Here is a 19,294-nt window from a genome sequence, read left to right as displayed (position 1 = left end):
TAAGACAAGGTATGCCGGCCTCGCCGAAAAGGATCGCAGCGCACAAGGCATCATAGACGCGTGCAATTGATTTCGGCTATGTCGCCTGCACCGACGCATTTGACCAGCGAGGCAGTTCGTGACTTCCACCTATGACAATCACGCCTTCGACCTGAGGAATGATCCCGATTTCTTCGCCCTTCTTACCGGCAGCTACAAGCGCATCGTCGGCCGCGCCCTCGTCGAGGATGGGCAGGGGCCGGATTGGCTTTACAGCCATGCGCCTTTCGTCGTCCTCGCCCACAATACCCTGCCCGACCCGCGCTTCATCTACGCAAATCGGACCGCGCAGAACTGCTTCGAATATAGCTGGGACGAATTCATCATGCTGCCGTCGCGGCTTTCGGCCGAGCAGCCTGATCGCGCCGAACGCCAGCGGCTGCTGGACGCCGTCACGCGCGATGGGTTTGTCGACAACGGACGCGGCCTCAGGGTGGCGAGGTCGGGGCGCCGTTTCTGGGTCGAAAATTTCACTGTCTGGCAGCTCATCGATGAGACGGGAAAGCGGTTGGGCCAGGCGGCGATATTTTCATCGTGGCGGGACGCGTAGTTCCTACGGCTTCACGCGGTCCGGATGCGCTGCCTGGAAGGCGGGGAGGTCGGCGCATCTGGCGTCGATATCGCTGATGCGTCTGAAAGCAGTCATATCAACTCCCCAGCGGCGGGCATTGTAGACCTGGGGAACAAGGCAGAGATCGACCATCGACGGCCTGTCGCCAAAGCTGAACGCGCCATCGGATTCCCCGAGCATGATCTCTAGCGTGCGAAGTCCATCGCCGATGAAATGCTTCATCCATTCCTCGCGAGCCTCCGCCTTGTCGGTCAGCGTCAGAAGATGCGAGACGACATGCAGATTGCAGATCGGATGGATGTCCATGGCAATTGCATAGGCGAGAGCGCGCACTCTATGGCGATCGGAGCTATCGGACGGCAGCAACCCGTATTCCGGCCGAGACTCGGCCAGATATTCGATGATGGCCAGCGACTGTGTCAGCGTTTTCCCATCGATCACAAGTGTCGGCACGAGCCCCTGCGGATTGAGCGCGAGATAGTCCGGCATTCTGTGCGCACCGTCGAGCAAGTTGATCGGCACGGTCTGGTAGTCGAGGCCCAGAAGATTGAGCGCGATCCGCACGCGATAACTCGCCGATGACCGCCAGTAGTCGTAGAGAATGATCTCGTTCATCGCCGGTCGGCTCCCTCATATCGTCCGACCGTCTGCTCGATCGCTCCGAAGATCGAATGGCCGGCATGGTCCTTCATCTCGATGCGGACCTGGTCGCCGAACCTCATAAAGGGGGTCTTCGGTGATCCGCTCTCGATCGCCTCGATCATCCTCAGTTCGGCAATGCAGGAATAGCCGTCTCCCCCCGCGTCCACCGGCTTGCCGGGGCCGCCATCGAGCTTGTTCGAGACCGTGCCGGAACCGATGATCGTTCCAGCCACCAGGTGGCGGGTGTTCGCGGCATGGGCAATCAGCCGGCCGAAGTCGAAGGTCATGTCGATGCCGGCATTCGCCTTGCCGAATAGCCTGCCGTTCAAGCTCACGAGCAAAGGCAGGTGCAGCTTGCTGCCGTCCCACGCCTCTTCTAGCTCGTCCGGCGTCACCGCGACCGGCGAGAATGCCGAGGCCGGCTTGGACTGGAAGAAACCGAAGCCTTTCGCCAGCTCGTCCGGGATGAGGCCGCGCAGCGACACGTCGTTGACGAGCATCACCAGACGAATGGCGCCTACGGCGGCTTCCGGGCTAGAACCCATGGCGACGTCGCCGGTGATAACGGCAACCTCGCCCTCCATGTCGATCCCATAGGCCTCGTCCGCCATCAGGATTGGATCGCGCGGTGCGAGAAAACCGTCAGAGCCACCTTGATACATCAACGGATCGGTCCAGAAGCTTGCCGGCATCTCGGCGCCGCGCGCCTTGCGCACCAGCTCCACATGGTTGACGTAGGCCGAGCCGTCGGCCCATTGATAGGCGCGCGGCAAAGGCGATGCGGCGTCATGTTCGTGAAACCGCATCGTCGGCTGGGCGCCCGTCTCGATGCCTTCGGCGACCAGACGAAGTCTCGGAGCGACATGCTCCCAGTCGTCTAGCGCCGCCTGCAGGGTGCGGGCGATGTGGCCGACCTCCGAACAGCGGGTCAGATCGCGGGAAACGACCACCAGGCGGCCGTCCCTGGTGGAGTCCTTCAAGGTCGCTAGTTTCATGTCTCAATTCCACTGCCGTAGGAGCCGATCCTCATTTGATTCCGGGGGTTCCGTCGAACTTGCGTTCGAGGCCATCCCAGCATTCGAGGTAATCGTCCTGCAGCGTTTCGAGCTCGGCCGCATATTTGGTCAGCTGCTGCGGGTAGCGGGTCTCGAACATGAAGGCCATGGTGTGATCGAGCTTCACCGGTTTGAGTTCGCTGTTGGATGCCTTTTCGAAGGCGAGCGCATCCGGGCCGTGGGGAAGCATCATGTTGTGAAGGCTGATCCCGCCAGGCACGAAGCCCTCCTCCTTGGCGTCATACTGGCCATGGATCAGGCCCATGAACTCGCTCATGATATTGCGGTGATACCAGGGCGGGCGGAAGGTGTGTTCGGCGACCAGCCAGCGCGGCGGAAAGATCACGAAATCGACATTCGCCGTGCCGGCATCTTCGGTCGGCGCCGTCAGCACCGAGAAGATCGACGGGTCGGGATGATCGAAGCTGATTGCGCCCACCGGCGAAAACGTCCGCAAGTCGTATTTGTAAGGCGCGTAATTGCCGTGCCAGGCAACCACATCAAGCGGCGAGTGGCCGATCTCGGTGACATAGAATTTGCCGCACCATTTCACATGGACGCGGCAGGGTGTTTCCTTGTCTTCAAAGGCGGCGACCGGCGTCTTGAAGTCGCGCGGGTTTGCCAGGCAATTGGCGCCGATCGGCCCGCGGTCCGGCAATGTGAATTTGGCGCCATAGTTCTCGCAGATATAGCCGCGCCAGACCGTCTGCTCGCCCACTGTCATGATCTTGAACATCATGCCGCGAGGAATGAGGCATATCTCCAGCGGCTCGACATCCATGATGCCCATTTCGGTGAACACTCTGATGGCGCCGAGCTGCGGCACGATCAGCAGTTCGCCGTCGGCGTTGAAGAAGTAGTCGTCGACCATGTCTTCATTGAAGACATAGGCATGCGCCGACATGCCGACCTGGGTCGCGGCATCGCCTGCCGTCGTCATCGTCCGCACCCCTTGCAGAAAGCTCAGCCTCTGCTCCGGCGCGGGGATCGGATCCCAGCGCAGCTGGCCGAGCGGCAGCGAATGCTCGTCGAGACAAGGCGCGGTTTTCCAGAGCGGATAGGACGCGTTCGAAAAGCGGCGGGTGTGACGCACGCTCGGGCGAATGCGGTACAGCCAGGACCGTTCATTCGTGCCGCGCGGCGCGGTGAAGGGCGAGCCGGAAAGCTGCTCGGCATAAAGGCCGTAATTGCATTTCTGCGGGCTGTTCTGGCCCTGCGGCAAAGCGCCGGGCAGCGACTCCGTCTCGAAATCGTTGCCGAAACCCGGCATATATTTCAGTCTGTTTGCGGTCGCCGCTTCCGCATCGGCGGCCTGGATCGTTGCCTGGTCCATGCTCAACTCCTCTCCGAAAACTCTACTGCGCCGTAGAGTTTACTCCGCTGCCGTCCCGATGACACCACGCTTGATCTGATCGGCTTCGATCGACTCGAACAGCGCACGGAAGTTGCCTTCGCCGAAACCCTCGTCGCCCTTGCGCTGGATGAATTCGAAGAAGATCGGACCGATCACCGTTTTGGAGAAGATCTGCAGCAGGATTTTTGTCATGCCGCCGTTCACCACACCTTCGCCGTCGATCAGGATGCCGTGCTTCTTCATGCGGTCGATCGGTTCGTCATGGCCATGCACGCGTTCATAGGACATGTCGTAATAGGTCTCGGGAGGCCCCGGCATGAAGCGCAGGCCGTTATCGGCAAGCCGGTCGGTTGCCTCGTAAATATCCTCCGTGCCAACGGCGATGTGCTGAATGCCCTCGCCCCGATACTTCTTCAGATATTCCTCGATCTGGCTGGTGTCGTCCTTCGATTCATTCAGCGGAATGCGGATCTTGCCGCAGGGCGAGGTGATGGCGCGGCTGACCAGACCGGTGATGCGGCCGTCAATATCGAAGAAGTGAATCTGTTTGAAATTGAACAGGTTGCGGTAGAAATCCCACCACTTGTCCATGTTGCCGCGGAAGACGTTGTGGGTGAGATGGTCGAGATAGTAAAAGCCGATCCCGAGCGGCTTCGGATTGGGCTCGCCAAGCCAATCGAACTCGGCCTCGTAAGCCGATCCTTTTGCCCCATAGGTCTCGACGAAATAGAGCAGCGAACCGCCAATCCCGACAATCGCCGGGACATCGAGCACCTTGTCATTTCCTTCATAGGGAACGGCGCCTTTCGACACGGCGTGATCGAAGGCGTGCCTGGCATCGACCACACGCCAGGCCATCGACGGGGCGCAGGGACCATGCTTTGCGACGAAACGGGCGGCATGACTGCCGGGCTCGGCATTCACGACATAATTGATGTCGCCCTGGCGCCAGACGGTAATGTCTTTCGTCTTGTGCCTGGCGACCGCGACATAGCCCATGCGTGTGAAGAGCTCGGTAAGTTTCTCAGGCTCGGGGTGAGCGAACTCGACGAATTCGAAGCCGTCGGTGCCGGCCGGATTGTCGGCGGTGATTTCCGACGGAGGCGCATCATGCGGGAACGGACCCATTTTCTTTCCTCCAGAGGAGATTGCATTTTCTATGCAAACTATGGCTCAAAACACGTGCAAAGTTCTTGCGTTCTTGATGCGTAAGGAACATTTTATGCACGACCTGTGAGCATTTTGGAGATTTCGCGCAATGGATGAGCCCCTCGACAAACTAGACCTGCGCCTCCTCCTTGAACTTCAAAAGGATGGCAGGCTCACGAACAACGAGCTTGGTGAGCGCATCGCGCTCTCACCGTCGCAATGCTCACGCCGGCGCACCAGACTGGAGGCCGAGGGATATATTCGCAGCTACCGTGCCCACCTCGATCGGGAGAAGCTGGGCCTTGATATGCTGGTGGTCATTTCCGTCACGCTTGCGACCCACAACCGAGACAATGCCCGCCGATTTTCGCAACTAATCAACGGCCTGCCCGAAGTTCTCGAAGCCTACGCGTTGACCGGCGAGATGGACTATCACCTGAAGGTGGCGACCCGTGGGCTCGCCGATCTGTCGAAGTTCGTCAACGACGTTCTGCTGCCGCACGAATCCGTGCAGCACGTGAAAACGTCAATCGTGCTCGACACGCTGAAGACGTTCGAAGGCTATCCGGTGATGATGCCGGGCAGCCGGCATGGCGACAGCGCGCGATAACGGTCAGAGCGGCAGTTCGGTGGAGAATTTCAGCTCGCGCAACACGAAGCTCGATACGACGGTGCGCACATGCGGATTGCGCATCAGATAGCGGGTCATGAAGGCTTCGTAGCTTTCGACGTCCCTCGCCCTTATCTTCAGCATGTAGTCGAAGGCGCCCGACAAGGCGTAGCACTCCATGATCTCCGGCCGCTCCAGCACCACTGAAGCGAAAGAAGCCACCGCCTCCTCATGGTGATCCTCCAGCGTGACGTGCGCAATCACGCAGAGCTTGAGATCGAGTTTGCCGGGATCGAGCAGCGTCACGCGCTTGCGGATGACGCCGTCGGCTTCGAGTTCCTGGATCTTCCGCCAGGCCGAGCTCTGCGACATGCCGGCCTTTTCCGCCAGGTCCGCCAACGACAGAGTGCCGTCGGCCTGGATCAGCTGCAGAAGCTTGCGGCGGAAATTCCCAGTTTCTTTCATTTTCGCCACCACATTCGAGAATATCTCCCACCACTATGGCGACAGCCGGCATGAAAGAAAAGAAAATCCGTCGAACACGGAGCATAATGACAGAGATATTGCCATTCCCGGGAGGATCAATCGATGACCAAGGAAAGCAGCTACACCGCCAAACTGCCCGGCCCGGACGGCCTTTATGACTATACCCCCGAAGAAGATGCGATCTGGGGCGAACTCTACCGGCGTCAGATGAAGCTCTTGGCCGATAAGGCTTGCCAGGAATATCTGGACGGCGTCAAACTGCTGGGGCTCAGGCCGGAGAAAGTGCCGCAGCTCCTCGATGTGAACAGACGCCTGAACGAGACCACCGGTTTCGGCGTGGAAGGCGTGCCGGCGCTCATTCCGCCCTCGCGCTTCTATGAACTTCTATCGCAGGGCAAGTTCCCGCTGGCGACCTTCCTGCGCCGCCGCGAGCATATCGATTATATCGAGGAACCGGACCTGTTCCACGAAGTGTTCGGCCACTGCCCGCTGCTGACCAATCAGAGCTATGCCAATTTCGTCCGGCACTTCGGCGAAACTGCCATGCGCCTCGGCAAGGGCTATTCATGGCATCTGTTCCGGATTTTCTGGTTCACAGTCGAATTCGGCCTGATCAACACGCCGCAAGGCCGCCGCTGTTTCGGCGCCGGCATCGTCTCTTCTCCGAGTGAAGCCAAGGCGGCAACGGAAGGCACGGGATGCGAATTCCGGCCGTTCGATCTGTTGAGCGTGCTCCGGACGCCCTACCGCATCGATATCCTCCAGCCGATCTACTATGTTATCGACAGCTTTGCCGATCTCGAGGCGATCGTGGAGCAGGATATCGGCGGCGCGATCCTCAAGGCGAAATCGCTGGGGGATTTCGCCCCGGCTTTCGAAGCCAAGGCTTCGTAATCCTGCGCTGCGATAGCGTGTGGGTATTCGTCAGATCCTGCGTTTCACTTCGGATCGGCGGGACTGCGATTGACGAATTCGACCGGGACGCCCGGCTTGACCATGCCGGCCAGCTCCTCCGCGTCCCAGTTCGTCAGCCGCACGCAGCCATGCGAGCCGACCTTGTCGATGAGCTTCGGCTCCGGCGTCCCGTGTATACCATAGGTCGGCTCGGTCAGGTCGATCCAGACGGTGCCGACCGGGCCATTCGGTCCCTTCGGGATCGTCAGGACCTTGTTGTTCTTTCCCTGCTTGAAATTTCGCTTCGGATCGTATCGGTAGACCGGCATTCGCGCGACGCCCTTGACCTTGTGCTTTCCTGAGGGCGCCGGATTGTCCTCGCTGCCGATCGTGGCGGGATAGACGGCAAGCAGCAATCCATCCTCGCCATAGGCCAGCACCTGCCCTGTCTTCTTGTCAACCTCGATACTCCTAACCTTGCCTTCTCTGGGAGGGCCGGGATCAACGACCCACACCTTGTCGCCGGGCGCGAACTGCGAACCCGGGTTGAGCGCATTCAAGAGATCGAGATCCATGTGAAAGCGCTCGGACAGCTTCTCCGCAACGCTGGTATAGCCGAGGCTCTGCATCTTTGCCTTCTCGCCGTAATCCTCAGGGATTCTGTCAACGAGCCCCGTGGCGTCCTCCGGCGAGACGACATAGCTCTCGATGATGGGCGAATTGTCTTCCAACCGGGAGGCGACATCCGGATCCGGCCTGCCGTCTACGGGAAGCTTGTTCATCGCCTCGAAGCCGGCCACCGCCTTGTCGACGTTCTCGCCGGAGAGACCGTCGATCACGCCGGGAGACGAGCCCGCACGGTCGAGCAGGACCTGAAGGCGGATGATCGCCGGGTCCGGATCTGCGGGCGGCAGCTTTCCTTTCCCGATATCGGCAAGGGAAGCGGCATTGATCGCTTCGGGACGAAGCTCCCCCGCGGAAGCGCCGCCAACGGAAAGGGCCAGAGCGAGCAGCGAGATCGGCAGGGCTGTTTTCATGGACAACAAATGGCCGACGTGGGAATTTGTTCCCACACCAGCCGGGCATCCTCCGACACAGCATCTGCTACAAGTCCGCACGACCGGTGGCAGGTTCCGGTCACGGCGCCTTCGCTTGCTTCCTGGCTTCGCGTGCTCTTGCCGCGCGGCGGGCGGGCCTCAGTTCTTCGATCGTCGGCTGCCACCATTCGGCATCTCGACGGGGAGGCGTTTTCGCAGGCCAGGTACGGACAAGTTCGTCGAATGTCGGCACCCGCCAATACCCCCAGAGATAATCCTCCGTGACCCCGGGATAGAAATCCGCGACGAGAGCCGGATCGACCAGTTCGCCGGTGATTTCTGTGAAGACGACGATCCCATACGAGGTGGCCACCGGGCGTCCTGTCGGCGGCAGGTCGTCGGTCGGAAGCGGGTAACGGCGGCGCTTGCGTTCGGCTGTGCGAAGCTTGCTGCGCATCTCCCGTTCGGTTCCCTTCCGCTCCTCGGCGCGCCGTCGCCTCTCCTCCGGTTCGTTTCTGCGAGCCGCCGCTTCGATGTCAGGCCATCTGCGTCTCAGTTCCTCATAGGATCGAAAGGGAACGTGCCATATTCGAAGATCGCCGTCCCATCGCGAGAACGGCACCTCGCGAAGCTCGTCGACGACGGTTTTTGAATAGGGCGTGCGGATTCGAAAGCCGTCCTTGCCGAGTTCCAGATATGGACTGTCGATGGGATCGAAGGCGAAGGCATCGCGCCCCTTCACATCCGCATGCGCGTCGGCTTCGGCCTCCAGCTCGGCAAGCCATCGGCCGATGCGACGGGACGCGGTTCGGCCGGGAACGAACCAGGCCCTTCGCACGTCGTTCCAGCGGGCACGCGGGAAGCGGTTTCGGAACTGCTCTACAGTCATCCTGTCGTAAGGGAAGGAAACCTCTGCGCCTGGCTTCGGCTCATCGTCACGGGGCGACATCTCGTCCTGGTCAGCAGGCGATTTTGTTTCTGTCATAGGAGGAGAACGCTTCCGCACCGGGATCGGTTTCCGGCGCGGCCGTACGTCGCCTTAACGACGCTAGTGAACTGTCTTCGACGGCTTCTGCGGGTGCGAAATGTTATGCAGCGTTGCCATGAGCTTTTCGAACTCGTTCAAGACACGGTTGAACTCGGCGTCCGGCATCGTGACGATTTCCGATACTGTCGAAGAAACTGACGCGATCAGTTTATCGATCCAAACGCAGCGATCGGCCGACACATTCCCGAGAACTTCGCGACGGAGTATCTTCAACTCGCGAAGAATGCGAACGATAAGGGCTCCGCGCTCCGCCCTGCTCAAGAACGGAAGCCTTGTCTGCGCCTGGTGGATTTCTGCTATCAGCGTCGTCGCCATCCCCGCTCTCCGCCCCTCAAATACAACCGGATATCACAACCGATGCGATTACAACACGGACTTTAGTCTGGCTCGCCAGCACGGTACGATTTTGTACGCCGTACCCGGTCATGGTTAATTGCTCGTCGCGACCAGATCCGACATCTCGCAGCTTCGGCGCTGCCCCTCCCACGGCTGATAGGTGTTGTCTTCCGGCCGATACGATCTGTATCGGGCGGCACATCGGGCTGCCGCCTGGGCATTGACTTTTGTGCCGCCGGCTTCAGGGCTTGCAGCGATATTCTGCTGAAACGGCGAGGCGCATTCGCGGATCTCGCCCCTATAGGATCGGTAGCTGTTGGTCGCAGGATCGAAGGAACGGTAACGCTTGGCGCACCAGGCAAGGTGCTCGGCGGCGAATTTTGGCTGCGGTGGCTGCAGTTCTGTCGACGAACGAGCGGGTTGCGAAGTCACCCTTGGCGCGACGGTCGCCGCAGCCTCGGTGACATAGCTGGAATACACAGGCGGAATTCGTTCATAATGCTGCCGATGGGGATCGACCTTCACCGGACTCGTCGTCCATAGATCGGGGGCGGCAAGATCCGTGAGCGCGGGTGGTCCGGAATCCGCCACCACATGCGAGGCAACGGAGGCCGCTGCCATGCAGGCGCCAACCGAGCTGGCAATGCCGAAGGCGACGCTTGCAATGGCATTCATTGGCCCGCTCCCTGCTGTTGTGCCTGGGGAACCCAGACACGCGGCCCGGCGCTGCTGTGACCGCCGGTGGCGACCAGCACGGCGATAATGCCGACGATCGACAAGAGAATGGCGATCAGCGGCACGGCGAGACCAGCGGATTTCTCTTCGGAATAGATCATGTTCCCTCTCCTCGATCCGTGCGGCCGCACGACGACGCTGCCGTCCATCGTGCGGCTGATCTGAAGATGATTTGCGAAAGGAAGACGCGGCAGAGCCACGTGAACGATCAGGTCACTTGATCACCTGGATCACCTTGCGCGACGACGGTTCGACAATGACACGCTCGTCATTGACCACCGCGTAGGCATATGTCGGATCGTCCGGAACGGGAGTCACGACGACCGTTTCCGGCAGCGGCTGGCCGACGACCACCTTTTCCTTCACAACGACGCGTGCCGACGGTGCCGGAGCCTCGCGGACATAGGTGACGACCTTTTCAGGCGGCGGATCGATCGCCGTGCCGACGACTGCGCCGGCAACGCCGCCGATAGCAGCACCGGCCGGACCACCAACGATTGCTCCGGTGATTGCGCCACCGGCCGCACCATTGACGGTCGAGGACTGGGCGAATGCGACGCCCGACATCACGGTCATGGCAGTTGCGGCGCCTGCGATAAACTTGAAGAGCATCTTTTCCTCCTTGCTTTTCAATGCGGCCTGCTTGCCGCTGCCAAACCAACTTGCTGGCAACGAGGTCGTTCCACGCCCCGGACCTCGGTCTGAGGCATCCCAGCCCTTGGTCTGGATTTCATTATTCGTCAGCCGCGCTATTCTCGAGCCGAACGCCATCCCATCGCGGGCCTGGGCAGGAGACCGAGGGAGATGACACGATCCAACCGTCGGGAAGCAGGACGCAGGCGCCTGGCCATGCGTCTGCCGCAAATGCGGGCGCTGATCATGCAGGCGCGCGACCCGTGGCAGCTCGAGCTTTTCGAGGCCTACCAGATGGCAGTCGAAGCGCGTGATCGGCTTCGAAGACGCCGGTTCAATTTGAAGCTGGTGCGGGAATATGACGAGACCTGCGTCGAGATCGAACAGCACGTCATCGGCGCGATGCGCGCGCCTGACTACCCCCACTACTGCCTCATCCCGTAATCGGCGACCGCAGCTTTAATCCGGGCGCCAGGGAATGATTGTCCGCACGAGCCCCGAGCACAGGTAATCGGCGCGCGAGAAGATTGCCGGAATCGGTTAAGGGGCCCGGCCGGAGGCGACCAGGGCGCTCATGCTGCCGCGAGGACGGGCGCCATAGCGGGACGCCACCCGCTCGGCCACCTCATTAACGATCTCCGACATGCGCTCCGGCGCCCGCCATTCGATTTCTCCGCTGAGCGGCGTGCCCCGGCAGAAAGCGGTCGCGATATCCTGTGCTGTGGCCGCGATAGAGGTCAGTTCGAGCCGTTCGCAGGAAACCGCCTCGAATCCCGCCGATGATACTTCAGCCTTGATCGGGCTGGGGTCGAAGTAAGAATATGGCAAGCGCCTGAGGAAATCGGGGGGATCCGACGGGAAAAGGCTTGTCAGACATTCGTCCACACATCTTGCGAAGTCGTTGGCAGCAAGCGAATCCCACGTCGAAAACAGGAAATGGCCTCCGCTCCGCAACACTCTTTTCGCCTCGTGATAGGCCTTCGGCTTATCCGGAAAGAACATGACGCCGAACTGGCAAACGACGAGATCGAACATCAAAGGGGCGAACGGCAGATCTTGCGCATCTGCGTGCATCCAATGCGTTCGCGACATCGTCACCGATGGTGCGCCGACGTCGATCATCGCCTGGCTGAGATCGGTGGCAACGATCTCGGCGGCCGGATCGAGCTTCGCCCGCAGAGCGCGTGTCAAGGCGCCGGTCCCCGCCGCGACTTCGAGCACGCTGACCGGCTTCGACCGTTCGGCGACGCTTGCCATTTCCAACGCATAGGGCTCAAAGAGAATCGGCACGAGAAGGGCTTGGTAAAGATCGGCGACGCCTGCCCCGAACGGAGGGGGAGGCGCGACAGATGCGGCATCTGCACCGTCATCGATGTTCGCAGAAACTATCACCACACGTCTCCAAACACAGCTCAATCGAAGTTGAAATATGGCTGAATCGGATGTTGTCCACCGGGACGGACCTTGGTCCCAGGCCTCTTCGACCGAAGTCCCCGAAGCGGAACGGTCGCCTGACCGCGTCGTTTGAGCGATATGGAAGGAGATCCGCTTATGCCCCAAAAGAACAGATCCCATGTCAACGATGCCTGGAACGCCTCCGTCATTGCCCTCGTCATCGTTCTGGCCGGTCTCCTCTATGTCTTCGGCGCAGCCATGTCAGGCGATAGCATTCATTTGACCGAGAGCATCAGAGGCGCCGAGGTCTTCGATACCAGGAATCTGCCCTGAAACAGTCTGGAAAAACTCCAAAGACGCTGTAGGTTAATCGGCAAAGTCTCTTGCCGGTATCAAAATGAATTGGCTGCGCCGCTGGAATGCCCGCTCACTCGCCTCGCAATTTTTCATCGCGGGTGGCTTGGTCTCGATCGCCGCCATGTTTCTGGTGGGCTTACTTGTCACCCATCTGATCGAGGAAGCCGTCATTCATAATTCCGGCGCGGCGACAGCGCTTTACGTCGACAGTGTGGTGGCGCCGCTGCTTCCCGACATGCAAACGGAATCGCTGCTGGACGAAGGCAGCGCTCAGGCTCTCGACGAAACACTCGGTCAAGGGGCGCTTGGCAGGCGCCTTGTCTCCTTCAGGCTGTGGCGGAACGACGGCACCATCCTCTATTCGAAGGACAAGGAGCTGGTGGGCCAGAAGTTTCCCATAAATGCCAAGCTGCAGAAGGCATTCGCCGGCTCGCTCGTCGCGCGATACGAAGTCGCCGACGACCCGGAAAGCGGTGCCGAGCGCGCGCTCGGCAAGCCGCTGATGGAAATCTACAATCCGGTTCTCCAGCCGTGGTCCGGCCAGGCAGTTGCTGTGCTCGAATTCTACGAGACCGCGGAAGGCCTCGGCGACAGTCTGGCGCACGCAAGGCTGCAGAGCTGGGGAGCAGTCGCCGCTCTCACAGGCGTCTTTTTCCTCGTTCTCTCCGCCCTGGTGTTTCGCGGAAGCCGCACGATAGAAGCGCAGCGCAGGGATCTCAAGGAACGGGTCAAGGAATTGTCTGCGCTGCTGGCGGAAAATCGCGGACTCCAGCGGCGGCTGCAGCGCGCTTCGCAGCGCGTGGCGGCGCTGAACGAAACATATCTGCGCAGCATCGGCGCCGATCTTCACGACGGTCCGGCACAGCACATTGCCTATGCTTCACTGCGACTGGACAGCGACTTGTTGATCAACGCATCCACCGAACCCGAAGCGCGCGAAAAAGAACTTGCCTGGATACGCTCGAGCCTCGCGGAGGCCATGACGGAAATCCGCAATATCTGCAGCGGACTGGTGCTCCCGCAGATCGAAAAGTCCTCCATCACCGATATCGTGCTGCGGGTCGTCGAAGCGCACCGGCACAAGACCGAAACCGTTGTCGAAGCGATTATCGACGAGGATGGACCCGAGCTCGCTGCTGCCGTAAAGATCTGTATCTATCGCTTCGTTCAGGAAGCCTTGAACAACGCCTATCGCCACGGCGGCGGCGTTCAGCAGACCGTGAAAGCCGTGTCGCATAATGGTCATGTTTGTGTGGAGGTCAGTGATCGTGGCGATGGGTTCGACCCGACGGAGGTGAGGCCGACAAGCCTGGGCCTGGTGGGGCTGCGCGAACGCATCGACAGCCTGGGGGGATCTTTCGATATCAAGACGGGTGAAGGAGGAACGACCGTGACCATGACCTTCGAGCCTATGGAAGCTGGAGAATAGAGATGACACCAATCACCGTCGGCGTCGTGGACGACCACCCGCTTTTTCGCGAGGGTGTAACGCGCAGCTTGTCGGAGATGAGCGACTTCGTGGTCATTGGCGAAGGGGCCAGCAGCGAAGATGCCGCCATGATCGCATCGAACAACCTCCCCGACGTGATGCTTCTCGATGTCTCGATGCCCGGCGGCGGATTGGCTGCGATCGCCGACGTCCTGGCGCTCAGCCCGACGACGAAAGTGCTGATGTTGACGGTATCCGAGGAGGTGGACACGCTGCTCGGAGCCCTGCAGCAGGGCGCGATGGGCTACGTTCTCAAAGGTGTCGGTTCACGCGGCCTCGCCGAAGCGATTAAAACCGTCCTCAGCGGGTCGCGATATGTCTCGCCGATGATGTCGGCGAAGGCGATGGAAAATTCGCTACAAAACGGAAACTCCGACAAGAACAGTCTGACGCCAAGGGAGCGCGAGGTGATGGATCTCGTCGCCCAAGGTCTGTCAAACAAGCATATCGGCCTGCGCCTCAACCTGCAGGAAAAGACCGTGAAGCACCATATGACCCAGATCCTGAGCAAGCTCGGCGCCTCGAACAGGACCGAAGCGGCCCTGCAATGGCGCGAACGGCGATAGCGCCGGCTCGACCTGCGATCCAGAGCTTTTCCGGGTTAGTTGAGCCAACAGAATGCTGCAATCCAACCCGGAAAGGCTCTACGGCGCCGTTTTCCGCATTCTGCCTCAGCGAAGGAAATTGCTCAGCCGGTTTGCGTCGCCGGCCGTCGCCTGCCGGCTTATGATCGTCCTGCCCTTCGAGTCCTTCATGATATAGCGGCCACTGCGCAGGCTTTCGGTGATGCCGTTCGCGTGGCGAACGTTGATCGACCCATCGGTGCCTTCGGTGGCTCTGGCCTTTGATCCCGTCGACGACGAGGCCGAGGATGAAGAGGATCCGGCGTTGTTGTTGGAGCTTCCTGCGCTGCTGCCGGAACCACTACTGCCGTTTCCGCCCCCGCCGCCATTGCCTCCCCCGTTGCCATTCCCTCCGCCGTTGCCATTTCCTCCGCCGTTGCCGTTGCCGCCGCCGTTATTGCCGTCCTTTGCCGCTGCGTGTTTCACCGTCAGAACGCGAAGGGAGCCATCGAGATTGATTGTCACAGGCGATGCGGCAACCACGAGGGCGACGGCAGCGCAGCCGCCCAATCTCAAAAAACCCCGTTTCGAGATAGTCAATGCCATTGCCTTGTTCATCCGTTCTTCGCCGTTCCTACGCCTATTGGACGCCTTGAGAATTTTCGCCTTTCTGAGGGCTAAATGCAACCGGACCTAGGTACTAAGAAAAGGCAGGACTTTGGTCCGGCATGCAGTGGATGCGCCCCCAAAAATACGAGCAATGTCATCACAAATACTGCCTCGGCGCGTATATTGTCGACATCGTCGCCATGGTGTTGCTGGACAAGGCGCAGACGCATTTTTCTGGAACTTCTTTCCTCGTCACCGCTTTGATTATCAAATTGCAACAGAGGAAACCGCGATGCCGAACCCGAATGATTCACCCGCCGTCCAGTCCCTGCGAAAAGAGCAGGCAGAGCAGCGAAAACAGTCCGGAAAGGGCGAACTCGACAAAGCGATCGAAGACACGTTTCCCGCGTCGGATCCTGTTTCCGCCACCCATACCTCCATTCCCGTGGGCCGCAGCGATGTCGAGGCGGCTGAGCGGGTGAAGCGGGAGCCGGATCCGACCGCCATTGACCAAGAGTATCCGCTGGTCGATCAGGCCCTGCAGACTTCGCACGCCTCGGACAGATTCGATGCCGACCGCGAGGAACTGCGCGCGCTTCAGAAAGAAGCTGGTCGGGTGGCTGAGTCCGCGTCGGAGCTGGCGTCCGGAACAGCCCGTCTGGCAAGGGCGGAAGCTAGGAGTTTCGTCAAGGATATGGAGGACAGGATACGCCGACAGCCGCTGACTGCCGCAGCGATCGTCGCCGCCATCGCCTTCGTGTACGGCGCAACACGCTGAAAGGGCGGCACCATGGCGAGTCAATGGACTGGCTGTCTGCACGGATCCTGCGCGCGACAAAAGAACCTGGAAGAACGCGGCGCGCTTTCGGATCTGGCCAGCACCGCCTCGACATGATCCCTCATGAAAATCGCATCCTACAATGTGAACGGGATCAACGGGAGACTGACCAACCTGCTGCGCTGGCTGAAAGAGGATGCCCCCGATGTAGCCTGCCTTCAGGAACTGAAAACCGACGACGCCAGGTTTCCGCGAAAAGAGATCGAGCGGGCCGGCTACGGCGCCGTCTGGCACGGGCAGCGATCCTGGAACGGCGTCGCCATCCTGGCAAAGGACAAGACACCGATCCTGACGCGGCGCGGTCTTCCCGGCGATCCTGACGACACCCACAGCCGATATATCGAAGCCGTCATCGAAGGAATGCTGATCGGATGCCTGTATCTGCCGAACGGCAACCCTTTTCCCAGCGCCAAGTTCGAATACAAGCTTCGCTGGTTCGGGCGCTTGCACGCCTATGCCGCCGAACTGCTCGAAATCGAGGTGCCTTCCATCCTTGCCGGCGATTTCAATGTCATGCCGACGGAGATCGACGTCTACAAGCCGGAGCGCTGGCGAGACGATGCACTTTTCAGGCCCGAAGTCCGCGACGCCTACGCCCGGCTCGTCTCCCAGGGCTGGACGGATGCCATCCGGCATCTGCATCCGAACGAGCGCATCTACACCTTCTGGAAATATTGGCGGAACAGTTTCGAGCGCGACGCCGGGCTTCGGATCGACCACTTTCTGCTCAGCCCGACAGTGGCGCCGTGGCTCCGATCGGCAACCGTCCGGCGCAAGCCCCGGAGTTGGGAGCATACGAGCGACCACGCACCCGTCATGATCGAGCTCGATCTTCCGGCAGCTGAAGCCGTGTGAGCGGCAATGCATCGGTCGCAGAGTAGCACGGAACCTGCGATGCCTGCTGGAGTTAGCTCTGCAAAGGAGATTGTCCGATGCGTATAAAACCCATTCCCGATTCCGCTAAGCTTCCGCCCAAGTCGTTGAACGAGGACACTCAGGACGATGAGCTGCCCGAGGCAGGTGTCGACGACCAGCGCAAGCCTCCCGTCAGCATGGGCAGCAGCCGCGAGGCAGTCGACGGCGTCCCCAGCTCCGATCCTGAGACAGGCCGCGTCGATCAGAAGGGGCGCATTCCTGCCCCGCAATTCTCCAACCGGAAGTGATCGTCATGGGCGAGAGCAAGAATTATCTCAATACCGACGAAATCCAGGCCGACGATCAATTGTCGCCGAAACCCGTCGAAGGAAAAGATCCACCACGGCATGTGCGCAAAAGCGAGGAAGCCGTCGCCGAAGGCTCTGACGATACGGAGCGCATCCGGGTTCCGCCAGCGGTCGCCAATCCTGATTGATACGATGACAGCATCGCCTCATTCGCCGCCGTCCAGATCATAGATGCGGCCCGTCAACCAGGCGGGCCAGTCGCGCTCGAAAAAGGATCTGGCACCTTTATCCAGTTCGCGGTTCGGACGGGTTGAAAGCCTGACCTCTTCGCCTTCGAGCCGAACGACGATCTGCTCCTTGCGATGCGCTTCGTTTTCCTTGCGGAAACGATAGTCCTCCAGCCGACTGGCACTCGCCAGCGGCAGGAATTCGCCCTCCGCATCGCAGATCGCCCGTGCTCCCCGACTGCCGCCGCCCCTGCCGATGTAGAAGTCCAGGGCGCTCAGCACCGCCTCCGAGGCGAGCGCCATGTGCCGCCATTGCACGCCTCGGACCGCTTCGGCCGCGCGCTCGTAGGCGAGGCCGTTGGCGCGGATTTCGGCGTTCAGCGCCCGCGCTTCGATCAAGGCCTGGCGGACGATCCCCTGATCGCAAATGATGCCTGCCTTCTCGCTCATGCGTGCCTGCACCGCCGAGCGGACCGCTTTGACAGTGAGCGGGCTTTCGGTTCGCAGGGCGGAGAGGAGATTGGCGATGCCCGCCTCTGCAGCCTCCGGTACACGTCCCGCGGCGGGCCGCTTTGCCCCGCCGGCGCCGATATGTTCGGCCACCCTGGTTCCGAAGACCTGCCCGGCATTCAGCGCCGCTCCACCGGGCCTTGTTACCCCATGCGTGCCAGCCGCCTCTCCGACCGCGTAGCAGCCACCCAGATTGGTGCGGCCCCAGCTGTCGACCATGATGCCGCCGTTCATGTGCTGGTTGTTGACCGCGAACTCCAGCGGCTCTGCGGCAATATCGATCTTGTAACGGCGATAGAGCTCGATCGCGAGCGGGTTCATATGCTTCAATCGATGAATCGGCATTTGCTGATCGGCGCCAGCCTTGCCGAGATAGAGGCGAACGTCCTCGTCCAGCCTCTCCAGGCTGAATGGCAGGTCGCCGGGAACGGGCAGAGGATTGCGATTGAAGTCCATAAAGACGCGCCGACCGGCTGCGGTCTCACGGTAAATGGCGAGATCGACCAGGCTCGAGCCGAAATCAAGCATGCGGGTCGCGTGGAACGGCCATTGATAGCCCTTACGGAAGATGTTCGACGCCAGCTCCTGGGTACTTCGATAATATCTCGCCAGGAAATGGTGTTCGGCGCCTTCGCCGTCGACCGAATAGAAATGCGGAATCGCCTGGACGTACGTGCCGGACAGATTCCAAGGAAATCCCTCTCTTCGCGTTCCGATGCCGAACTGGCTTTCGGTCAGGTTGACGAGTTCGACGCCCGCCTCGAGCGCCAATCCGAGGGAGCCGAAGCAGCCGTTGGGATAAACGCTGTCGCGATAGAGTTCGCCCGGCCCGCCGGCGGCAAGCACGATGACGCCACTCACGAACAAGGCGATGCCGAGCGGATTCTCCTGCGTACGGTCGCCGGCGCGCATGACGAGCATGCCGGCGATATTACGCTCAGCCCCCTCGCCCTTGGTGAGGATTTTCACCGCGGTGGTCTGGTTGTAGAACGGCACGCCCAGCCGGATCGCCTCCTCCGCCAGCACCTTCACCATCAGCCGCGAGGTGCGCGGGCCGCAGCTGGTGGCGCGGCCGACCTCGTCATGGTCGGTCTGATATCTCAGTGTTCCGCCAAGCGGATCCTGGGGCAGCGGCAGGCCCAAGAACTGCAGCGATGCCATCATCCGTGACGAGCCGACCGCCTCGACATAGGCCGTGTCCTCGTCCATGGCGCCGCCGCTGCCGATGGCGCGGGCCATCGCCCGGTAATTATCGCCCTGATCGGCCGTGTTCGCGGTGTGGAGGGTTTGCTTGTCGGAGCCAGAGCAGGCCGAGGTTCCGCCCCATGCGCTTTGGCTGATGATGACGACATCGACGCCGCGCCGCTTCATTTCCACCGCCGCACGCAGACCCGCAGCGCCGGAGCCGACGACGACGCAGCCGGCTCGGTAGATCGGCGTCGCGATGCCAGCGAGCCGGACCTCTTCCGAAGCGACGCCTTCGGCTGGAAGCCGCGGCATATCGACATCGGTCAGTGCGTCAAGAATTTCCTGCGGGACATCTATCGTCATCGG

Annotated in this window: 25 protein-coding genes; 11 read left to right on the top strand and 14 right to left on the bottom strand. The window is 60.8% G+C overall.

The genetic code is table 11. From position 1 onward, the window contains the following. Positions 1 to 118: 118 nt before the first annotated feature. Complete coding sequence (locus tag AMK00_RS08830; RefSeq protein WP_064810149.1) at positions 119 to 589, top strand: MEKHLA domain-containing protein; 471 nt, start codon at positions 119 to 121, stop codon at positions 587 to 589. Positions 590 to 592: 3 nt separating this feature from the next. Here the strand turns inward: AMK00_RS08830 and maiA are convergent, their stop codons facing one another. Genes maiA through hppD form a run of 4 tightly spaced genes read right to left on the bottom strand, consistent with a single transcriptional unit; the run spans position 593 to position 4,789 of the window. Beyond that, positions 593 to 1,225 carry a maleylacetoacetate isomerase gene (gene maiA / locus AMK00_RS08825; protein WP_064802000.1) on the bottom strand — a complete coding sequence of 211 codons (633 nt, stop codon included), beginning with the start codon at positions 1,223 to 1,225 and terminating at the stop codon, positions 593 to 595. Continuing rightward, the gene (locus AMK00_RS08820; protein WP_064801997.1) at positions 1,222 to 2,247 is read right to left on the bottom strand and encodes a fumarylacetoacetate hydrolase family protein; all 1,026 of its coding nucleotides are present in this window, start codon (positions 2,245 to 2,247) and stop codon (positions 1,222 to 1,224) included. Before AMK00_RS08820 ends, maiA begins: the two co-directional genes overlap by 4 nt. Before the next feature lie 31 nt (positions 2,248 to 2,278). Then, a complete protein-coding gene (gene hmgA / locus AMK00_RS08815; protein ID WP_064801995.1) occupies positions 2,279 to 3,640 on the bottom strand; it encodes a homogentisate 1,2-dioxygenase in 1,362 nt (453 codons plus the stop codon). 39 nt (positions 3,641 to 3,679) lie between these two features. Then, a complete protein-coding gene (gene hppD / locus AMK00_RS08810; protein WP_064801993.1) occupies positions 3,680 to 4,789 on the bottom strand; it encodes a 4-hydroxyphenylpyruvate dioxygenase in 1,110 nt (369 codons plus the stop codon). A 130-nt stretch (positions 4,790 to 4,919) separates the two neighbouring features. On the opposite strand from hppD, the gene AMK00_RS08805 reads away from it, so the two are divergent. Continuing rightward, positions 4,920 to 5,420 (top strand): Lrp/AsnC family transcriptional regulator, encoded by a 501-nt coding sequence (locus AMK00_RS08805; RefSeq protein ID WP_064801992.1) that lies wholly within the window; start codon positions 4,920 to 4,922, stop codon positions 5,418 to 5,420. A 3-nt stretch (positions 5,421 to 5,423) separates the two neighbouring features. Here AMK00_RS08805 and AMK00_RS08800 read toward each other — a convergent pair whose 3' ends face one another. Then, the gene (locus tag AMK00_RS08800; protein ID WP_064801990.1) at positions 5,424 to 5,885 is read right to left on the bottom strand and encodes an Lrp/AsnC family transcriptional regulator; all 462 of its coding nucleotides are present in this window, start codon (positions 5,883 to 5,885) and stop codon (positions 5,424 to 5,426) included. 123 nt (positions 5,886 to 6,008) lie between these two features. Between AMK00_RS08800 and AMK00_RS08795 the strand changes: the two genes are divergently transcribed. After that, positions 6,009 to 6,800: a phenylalanine 4-monooxygenase gene (locus tag AMK00_RS08795; RefSeq protein WP_064801988.1), complete on the top strand. Its 792-nt coding sequence runs from the start codon at positions 6,009 to 6,011 to the stop codon at positions 6,798 to 6,800. Positions 6,801 to 6,844: 44 nt separating this feature from the next. On the opposite strand, the gene AMK00_RS08790 is transcribed toward AMK00_RS08795, so the two are convergent. The 6 genes from AMK00_RS08790 to AMK00_RS08770 all read right to left on the bottom strand — a co-directional run bounded on the left by AMK00_RS08790 (position 6,845) and on the right by AMK00_RS08770 (position 10,568). Next, entirely contained in the window at positions 6,845 to 7,837 is a 993-nt protein-coding gene (locus AMK00_RS08790; RefSeq protein ID WP_064810148.1) for a L,D-transpeptidase family protein, read from the bottom strand. 100 nt (positions 7,838 to 7,937) lie between these two features. Further along, entirely contained in the window at positions 7,938 to 8,822 is an 885-nt protein-coding gene (locus AMK00_RS08785; RefSeq protein WP_064801985.1) for a hypothetical protein, read from the bottom strand. Positions 8,823 to 8,885: 63 nt separating this feature from the next. Then, positions 8,886 to 9,200 carry a hypothetical protein gene (locus AMK00_RS08780; protein ID WP_064810147.1) on the bottom strand — a complete coding sequence of 105 codons (315 nt, stop codon included), beginning with the start codon at positions 9,198 to 9,200 and terminating at the stop codon, positions 8,886 to 8,888. A gap of 114 nt (positions 9,201 to 9,314) precedes the next feature. Further along, positions 9,315 to 9,896: a BA14K family protein gene (locus tag AMK00_RS08775; protein WP_064801982.1), complete on the bottom strand. Its 582-nt coding sequence runs from the start codon at positions 9,894 to 9,896 to the stop codon at positions 9,315 to 9,317. Beyond that, positions 9,893 to 10,057 carry a hypothetical protein gene (locus tag AMK00_RS32500; protein WP_167377190.1) on the bottom strand — a complete coding sequence of 55 codons (165 nt, stop codon included), beginning with the start codon at positions 10,055 to 10,057 and terminating at the stop codon, positions 9,893 to 9,895. The genes AMK00_RS08775 and AMK00_RS32500 overlap by 4 nt, the downstream gene beginning before the upstream one ends. Before the next feature lie 112 nt (positions 10,058 to 10,169). Further along, positions 10,170 to 10,568 (bottom strand): DUF1236 domain-containing protein, encoded by a 399-nt coding sequence (locus AMK00_RS08770; RefSeq protein WP_064806091.1) that lies wholly within the window; start codon positions 10,566 to 10,568, stop codon positions 10,170 to 10,172. 192 nt (positions 10,569 to 10,760) lie between these two features. On the opposite strand from AMK00_RS08770, the gene AMK00_RS08765 reads away from it, so the two are divergent. Next, positions 10,761 to 11,033 carry a hypothetical protein gene (locus tag AMK00_RS08765; RefSeq protein ID WP_064801980.1) on the top strand — a complete coding sequence of 91 codons (273 nt, stop codon included), beginning with the start codon at positions 10,761 to 10,763 and terminating at the stop codon, positions 11,031 to 11,033. 96 nt (positions 11,034 to 11,129) lie between these two features. On the opposite strand, the gene AMK00_RS08760 is transcribed toward AMK00_RS08765, so the two are convergent. After that, complete coding sequence (locus tag AMK00_RS08760; RefSeq protein ID WP_064801978.1) at positions 11,130 to 11,981, bottom strand: class I SAM-dependent methyltransferase; 852 nt, start codon at positions 11,979 to 11,981, stop codon at positions 11,130 to 11,132. A gap of 159 nt (positions 11,982 to 12,140) precedes the next feature. On the opposite strand from AMK00_RS08760, the gene AMK00_RS32495 reads away from it, so the two are divergent. The 3 genes from AMK00_RS32495 (at position 12,141) to AMK00_RS08750 (ending at position 14,396) form a co-directional block, all read left to right on the top strand. Continuing rightward, positions 12,141 to 12,317: a hypothetical protein gene (locus tag AMK00_RS32495; RefSeq protein WP_164517778.1), complete on the top strand. Its 177-nt coding sequence runs from the start codon at positions 12,141 to 12,143 to the stop codon at positions 12,315 to 12,317. A 64-nt stretch (positions 12,318 to 12,381) separates the two neighbouring features. Next, complete coding sequence (locus AMK00_RS08755; protein ID WP_064801976.1) at positions 12,382 to 13,770, top strand: sensor histidine kinase; 1,389 nt, start codon at positions 12,382 to 12,384, stop codon at positions 13,768 to 13,770. Between the two features lie 2 nt (positions 13,771 to 13,772). Beyond that, a complete protein-coding gene (locus tag AMK00_RS08750; protein WP_064801974.1) occupies positions 13,773 to 14,396 on the top strand; it encodes a LuxR C-terminal-related transcriptional regulator in 624 nt (207 codons plus the stop codon). A gap of 105 nt (positions 14,397 to 14,501) precedes the next feature. On the opposite strand, the gene AMK00_RS08745 is transcribed toward AMK00_RS08750, so the two are convergent. Next, positions 14,502 to 14,993: a hypothetical protein gene (locus AMK00_RS08745; protein ID WP_064806089.1), complete on the bottom strand. Its 492-nt coding sequence runs from the start codon at positions 14,991 to 14,993 to the stop codon at positions 14,502 to 14,504. Between the two features lie 301 nt (positions 14,994 to 15,294). On the opposite strand from AMK00_RS08745, the gene AMK00_RS08740 reads away from it, so the two are divergent. The 4 genes from AMK00_RS08740 (at position 15,295) to AMK00_RS08725 (ending at position 17,191) form a co-directional block, all read left to right on the top strand. After that, positions 15,295 to 15,780, top strand: a complete 486-nt coding sequence (locus AMK00_RS08740; RefSeq protein WP_064801972.1) for a hypothetical protein — start codon at positions 15,295 to 15,297, stop codon at positions 15,778 to 15,780. 123 nt (positions 15,781 to 15,903) lie between these two features. Then, positions 15,904 to 16,695, top strand: coding sequence for an exodeoxyribonuclease III (gene xth / locus AMK00_RS08735; RefSeq protein WP_064801969.1), 792 nt, complete (start codon positions 15,904 to 15,906; stop codon positions 16,693 to 16,695). Between the two features lie 77 nt (positions 16,696 to 16,772). After that, positions 16,773 to 17,003, top strand: coding sequence for a hypothetical protein (locus AMK00_RS08730; RefSeq protein WP_064801967.1), 231 nt, complete (start codon positions 16,773 to 16,775; stop codon positions 17,001 to 17,003). A gap of 5 nt (positions 17,004 to 17,008) precedes the next feature. Beyond that, entirely contained in the window at positions 17,009 to 17,191 is a 183-nt protein-coding gene (locus AMK00_RS08725; RefSeq protein WP_064801965.1) for a hypothetical protein, read from the top strand. Between the two features lie 18 nt (positions 17,192 to 17,209). Here AMK00_RS08725 and AMK00_RS08720 read toward each other — a convergent pair whose 3' ends face one another. Next, complete coding sequence (locus tag AMK00_RS08720) at positions 17,210 to 19,291, bottom strand: FAD-dependent oxidoreductase (RefSeq protein WP_064801963.1); 2,082 nt, start codon at positions 19,289 to 19,291, stop codon at positions 17,210 to 17,212. Positions 19,292 to 19,294 lie beyond the last annotated feature (3 nt).

The organism is Rhizobium sp. N621 (assembly GCF_001664325.1).
Taxonomy (GTDB): domain Bacteria; phylum Pseudomonadota; class Alphaproteobacteria; order Rhizobiales; family Rhizobiaceae; genus Rhizobium; species Rhizobium esperanzae.
This window is presented reverse-complemented; position numbering and strand designations above follow the sequence as displayed.

Bases quoted from the DNA above. Each gene is read 5' to 3' on its own strand.
- maiA (WP_064802000.1), bottom strand. From the start codon at position 1,225: ATGAACGAGATCATTCTCTACGACTACTGGCGGTCATCGGCGAGTTAT.
- AMK00_RS08820 (WP_064801997.1), bottom strand. From the start codon at position 2,247: ATGAAACTAGCGACCTTGAAGGACTCCACCAGGGACGGCCGCCTGGTG.
- hmgA (WP_064801995.1), bottom strand. From the start codon at position 3,640: ATGGACCAGGCAACGATCCAGGCCGCCGATGCGGAAGCGGCGACCGCA.
- hppD (WP_064801993.1), bottom strand. From the start codon at position 4,789: ATGGGTCCGTTCCCGCATGATGCGCCTCCGTCGGAAATCACCGCCGAC.
- AMK00_RS08805 (WP_064801992.1), top strand. From the start codon at position 4,920: ATGGATGAGCCCCTCGACAAACTAGACCTGCGCCTCCTCCTTGAACTT.
- AMK00_RS08800 (WP_064801990.1), bottom strand. From the start codon at position 5,885: ATGAAAGAAACTGGGAATTTCCGCCGCAAGCTTCTGCAGCTGATCCAG.
- AMK00_RS08795 (WP_064801988.1), top strand. From the start codon at position 6,009: ATGACCAAGGAAAGCAGCTACACCGCCAAACTGCCCGGCCCGGACGGC.
- AMK00_RS08790 (WP_064810148.1), bottom strand. From the start codon at position 7,837: ATGAAAACAGCCCTGCCGATCTCGCTGCTCGCTCTGGCCCTTTCCGTT.
- AMK00_RS08785 (WP_064801985.1), bottom strand. From the start codon at position 8,822: ATGACAGAAACAAAATCGCCTGCTGACCAGGACGAGATGTCGCCCCGT.
- AMK00_RS08780 (WP_064810147.1), bottom strand. From the start codon at position 9,200: ATGGCGACGACGCTGATAGCAGAAATCCACCAGGCGCAGACAAGGCTT.
- AMK00_RS08775 (WP_064801982.1), bottom strand. From the start codon at position 9,896: ATGAATGCCATTGCAAGCGTCGCCTTCGGCATTGCCAGCTCGGTTGGC.
- AMK00_RS32500 (WP_167377190.1), bottom strand. From the start codon at position 10,057: ATGATCTATTCCGAAGAGAAATCCGCTGGTCTCGCCGTGCCGCTGATC.
- AMK00_RS08770 (WP_064806091.1), bottom strand. From the start codon at position 10,568: ATGCTCTTCAAGTTTATCGCAGGCGCCGCAACTGCCATGACCGTGATG.
- AMK00_RS08765 (WP_064801980.1), top strand. From the start codon at position 10,761: ATGACACGATCCAACCGTCGGGAAGCAGGACGCAGGCGCCTGGCCATG.
- AMK00_RS32495 (WP_164517778.1), top strand. From the start codon at position 12,141: ATGCCCCAAAAGAACAGATCCCATGTCAACGATGCCTGGAACGCCTCC.
- AMK00_RS08755 (WP_064801976.1), top strand. From the start codon at position 12,382: ATGAATTGGCTGCGCCGCTGGAATGCCCGCTCACTCGCCTCGCAATTT.
- AMK00_RS08750 (WP_064801974.1), top strand. From the start codon at position 13,773: ATGACACCAATCACCGTCGGCGTCGTGGACGACCACCCGCTTTTTCGC.
- AMK00_RS08740 (WP_064801972.1), top strand. From the start codon at position 15,295: ATGCCGAACCCGAATGATTCACCCGCCGTCCAGTCCCTGCGAAAAGAG.
- xth (WP_064801969.1), top strand. From the start codon at position 15,904: ATGAAAATCGCATCCTACAATGTGAACGGGATCAACGGGAGACTGACC.
- AMK00_RS08730 (WP_064801967.1), top strand. From the start codon at position 16,773: ATGCGTATAAAACCCATTCCCGATTCCGCTAAGCTTCCGCCCAAGTCG.
- AMK00_RS08725 (WP_064801965.1), top strand. From the start codon at position 17,009: ATGGGCGAGAGCAAGAATTATCTCAATACCGACGAAATCCAGGCCGAC.
- AMK00_RS08720 (WP_064801963.1), bottom strand. From the start codon at position 19,291: ATGACGATAGATGTCCCGCAGGAAATTCTTGACGCACTGACCGATGTC.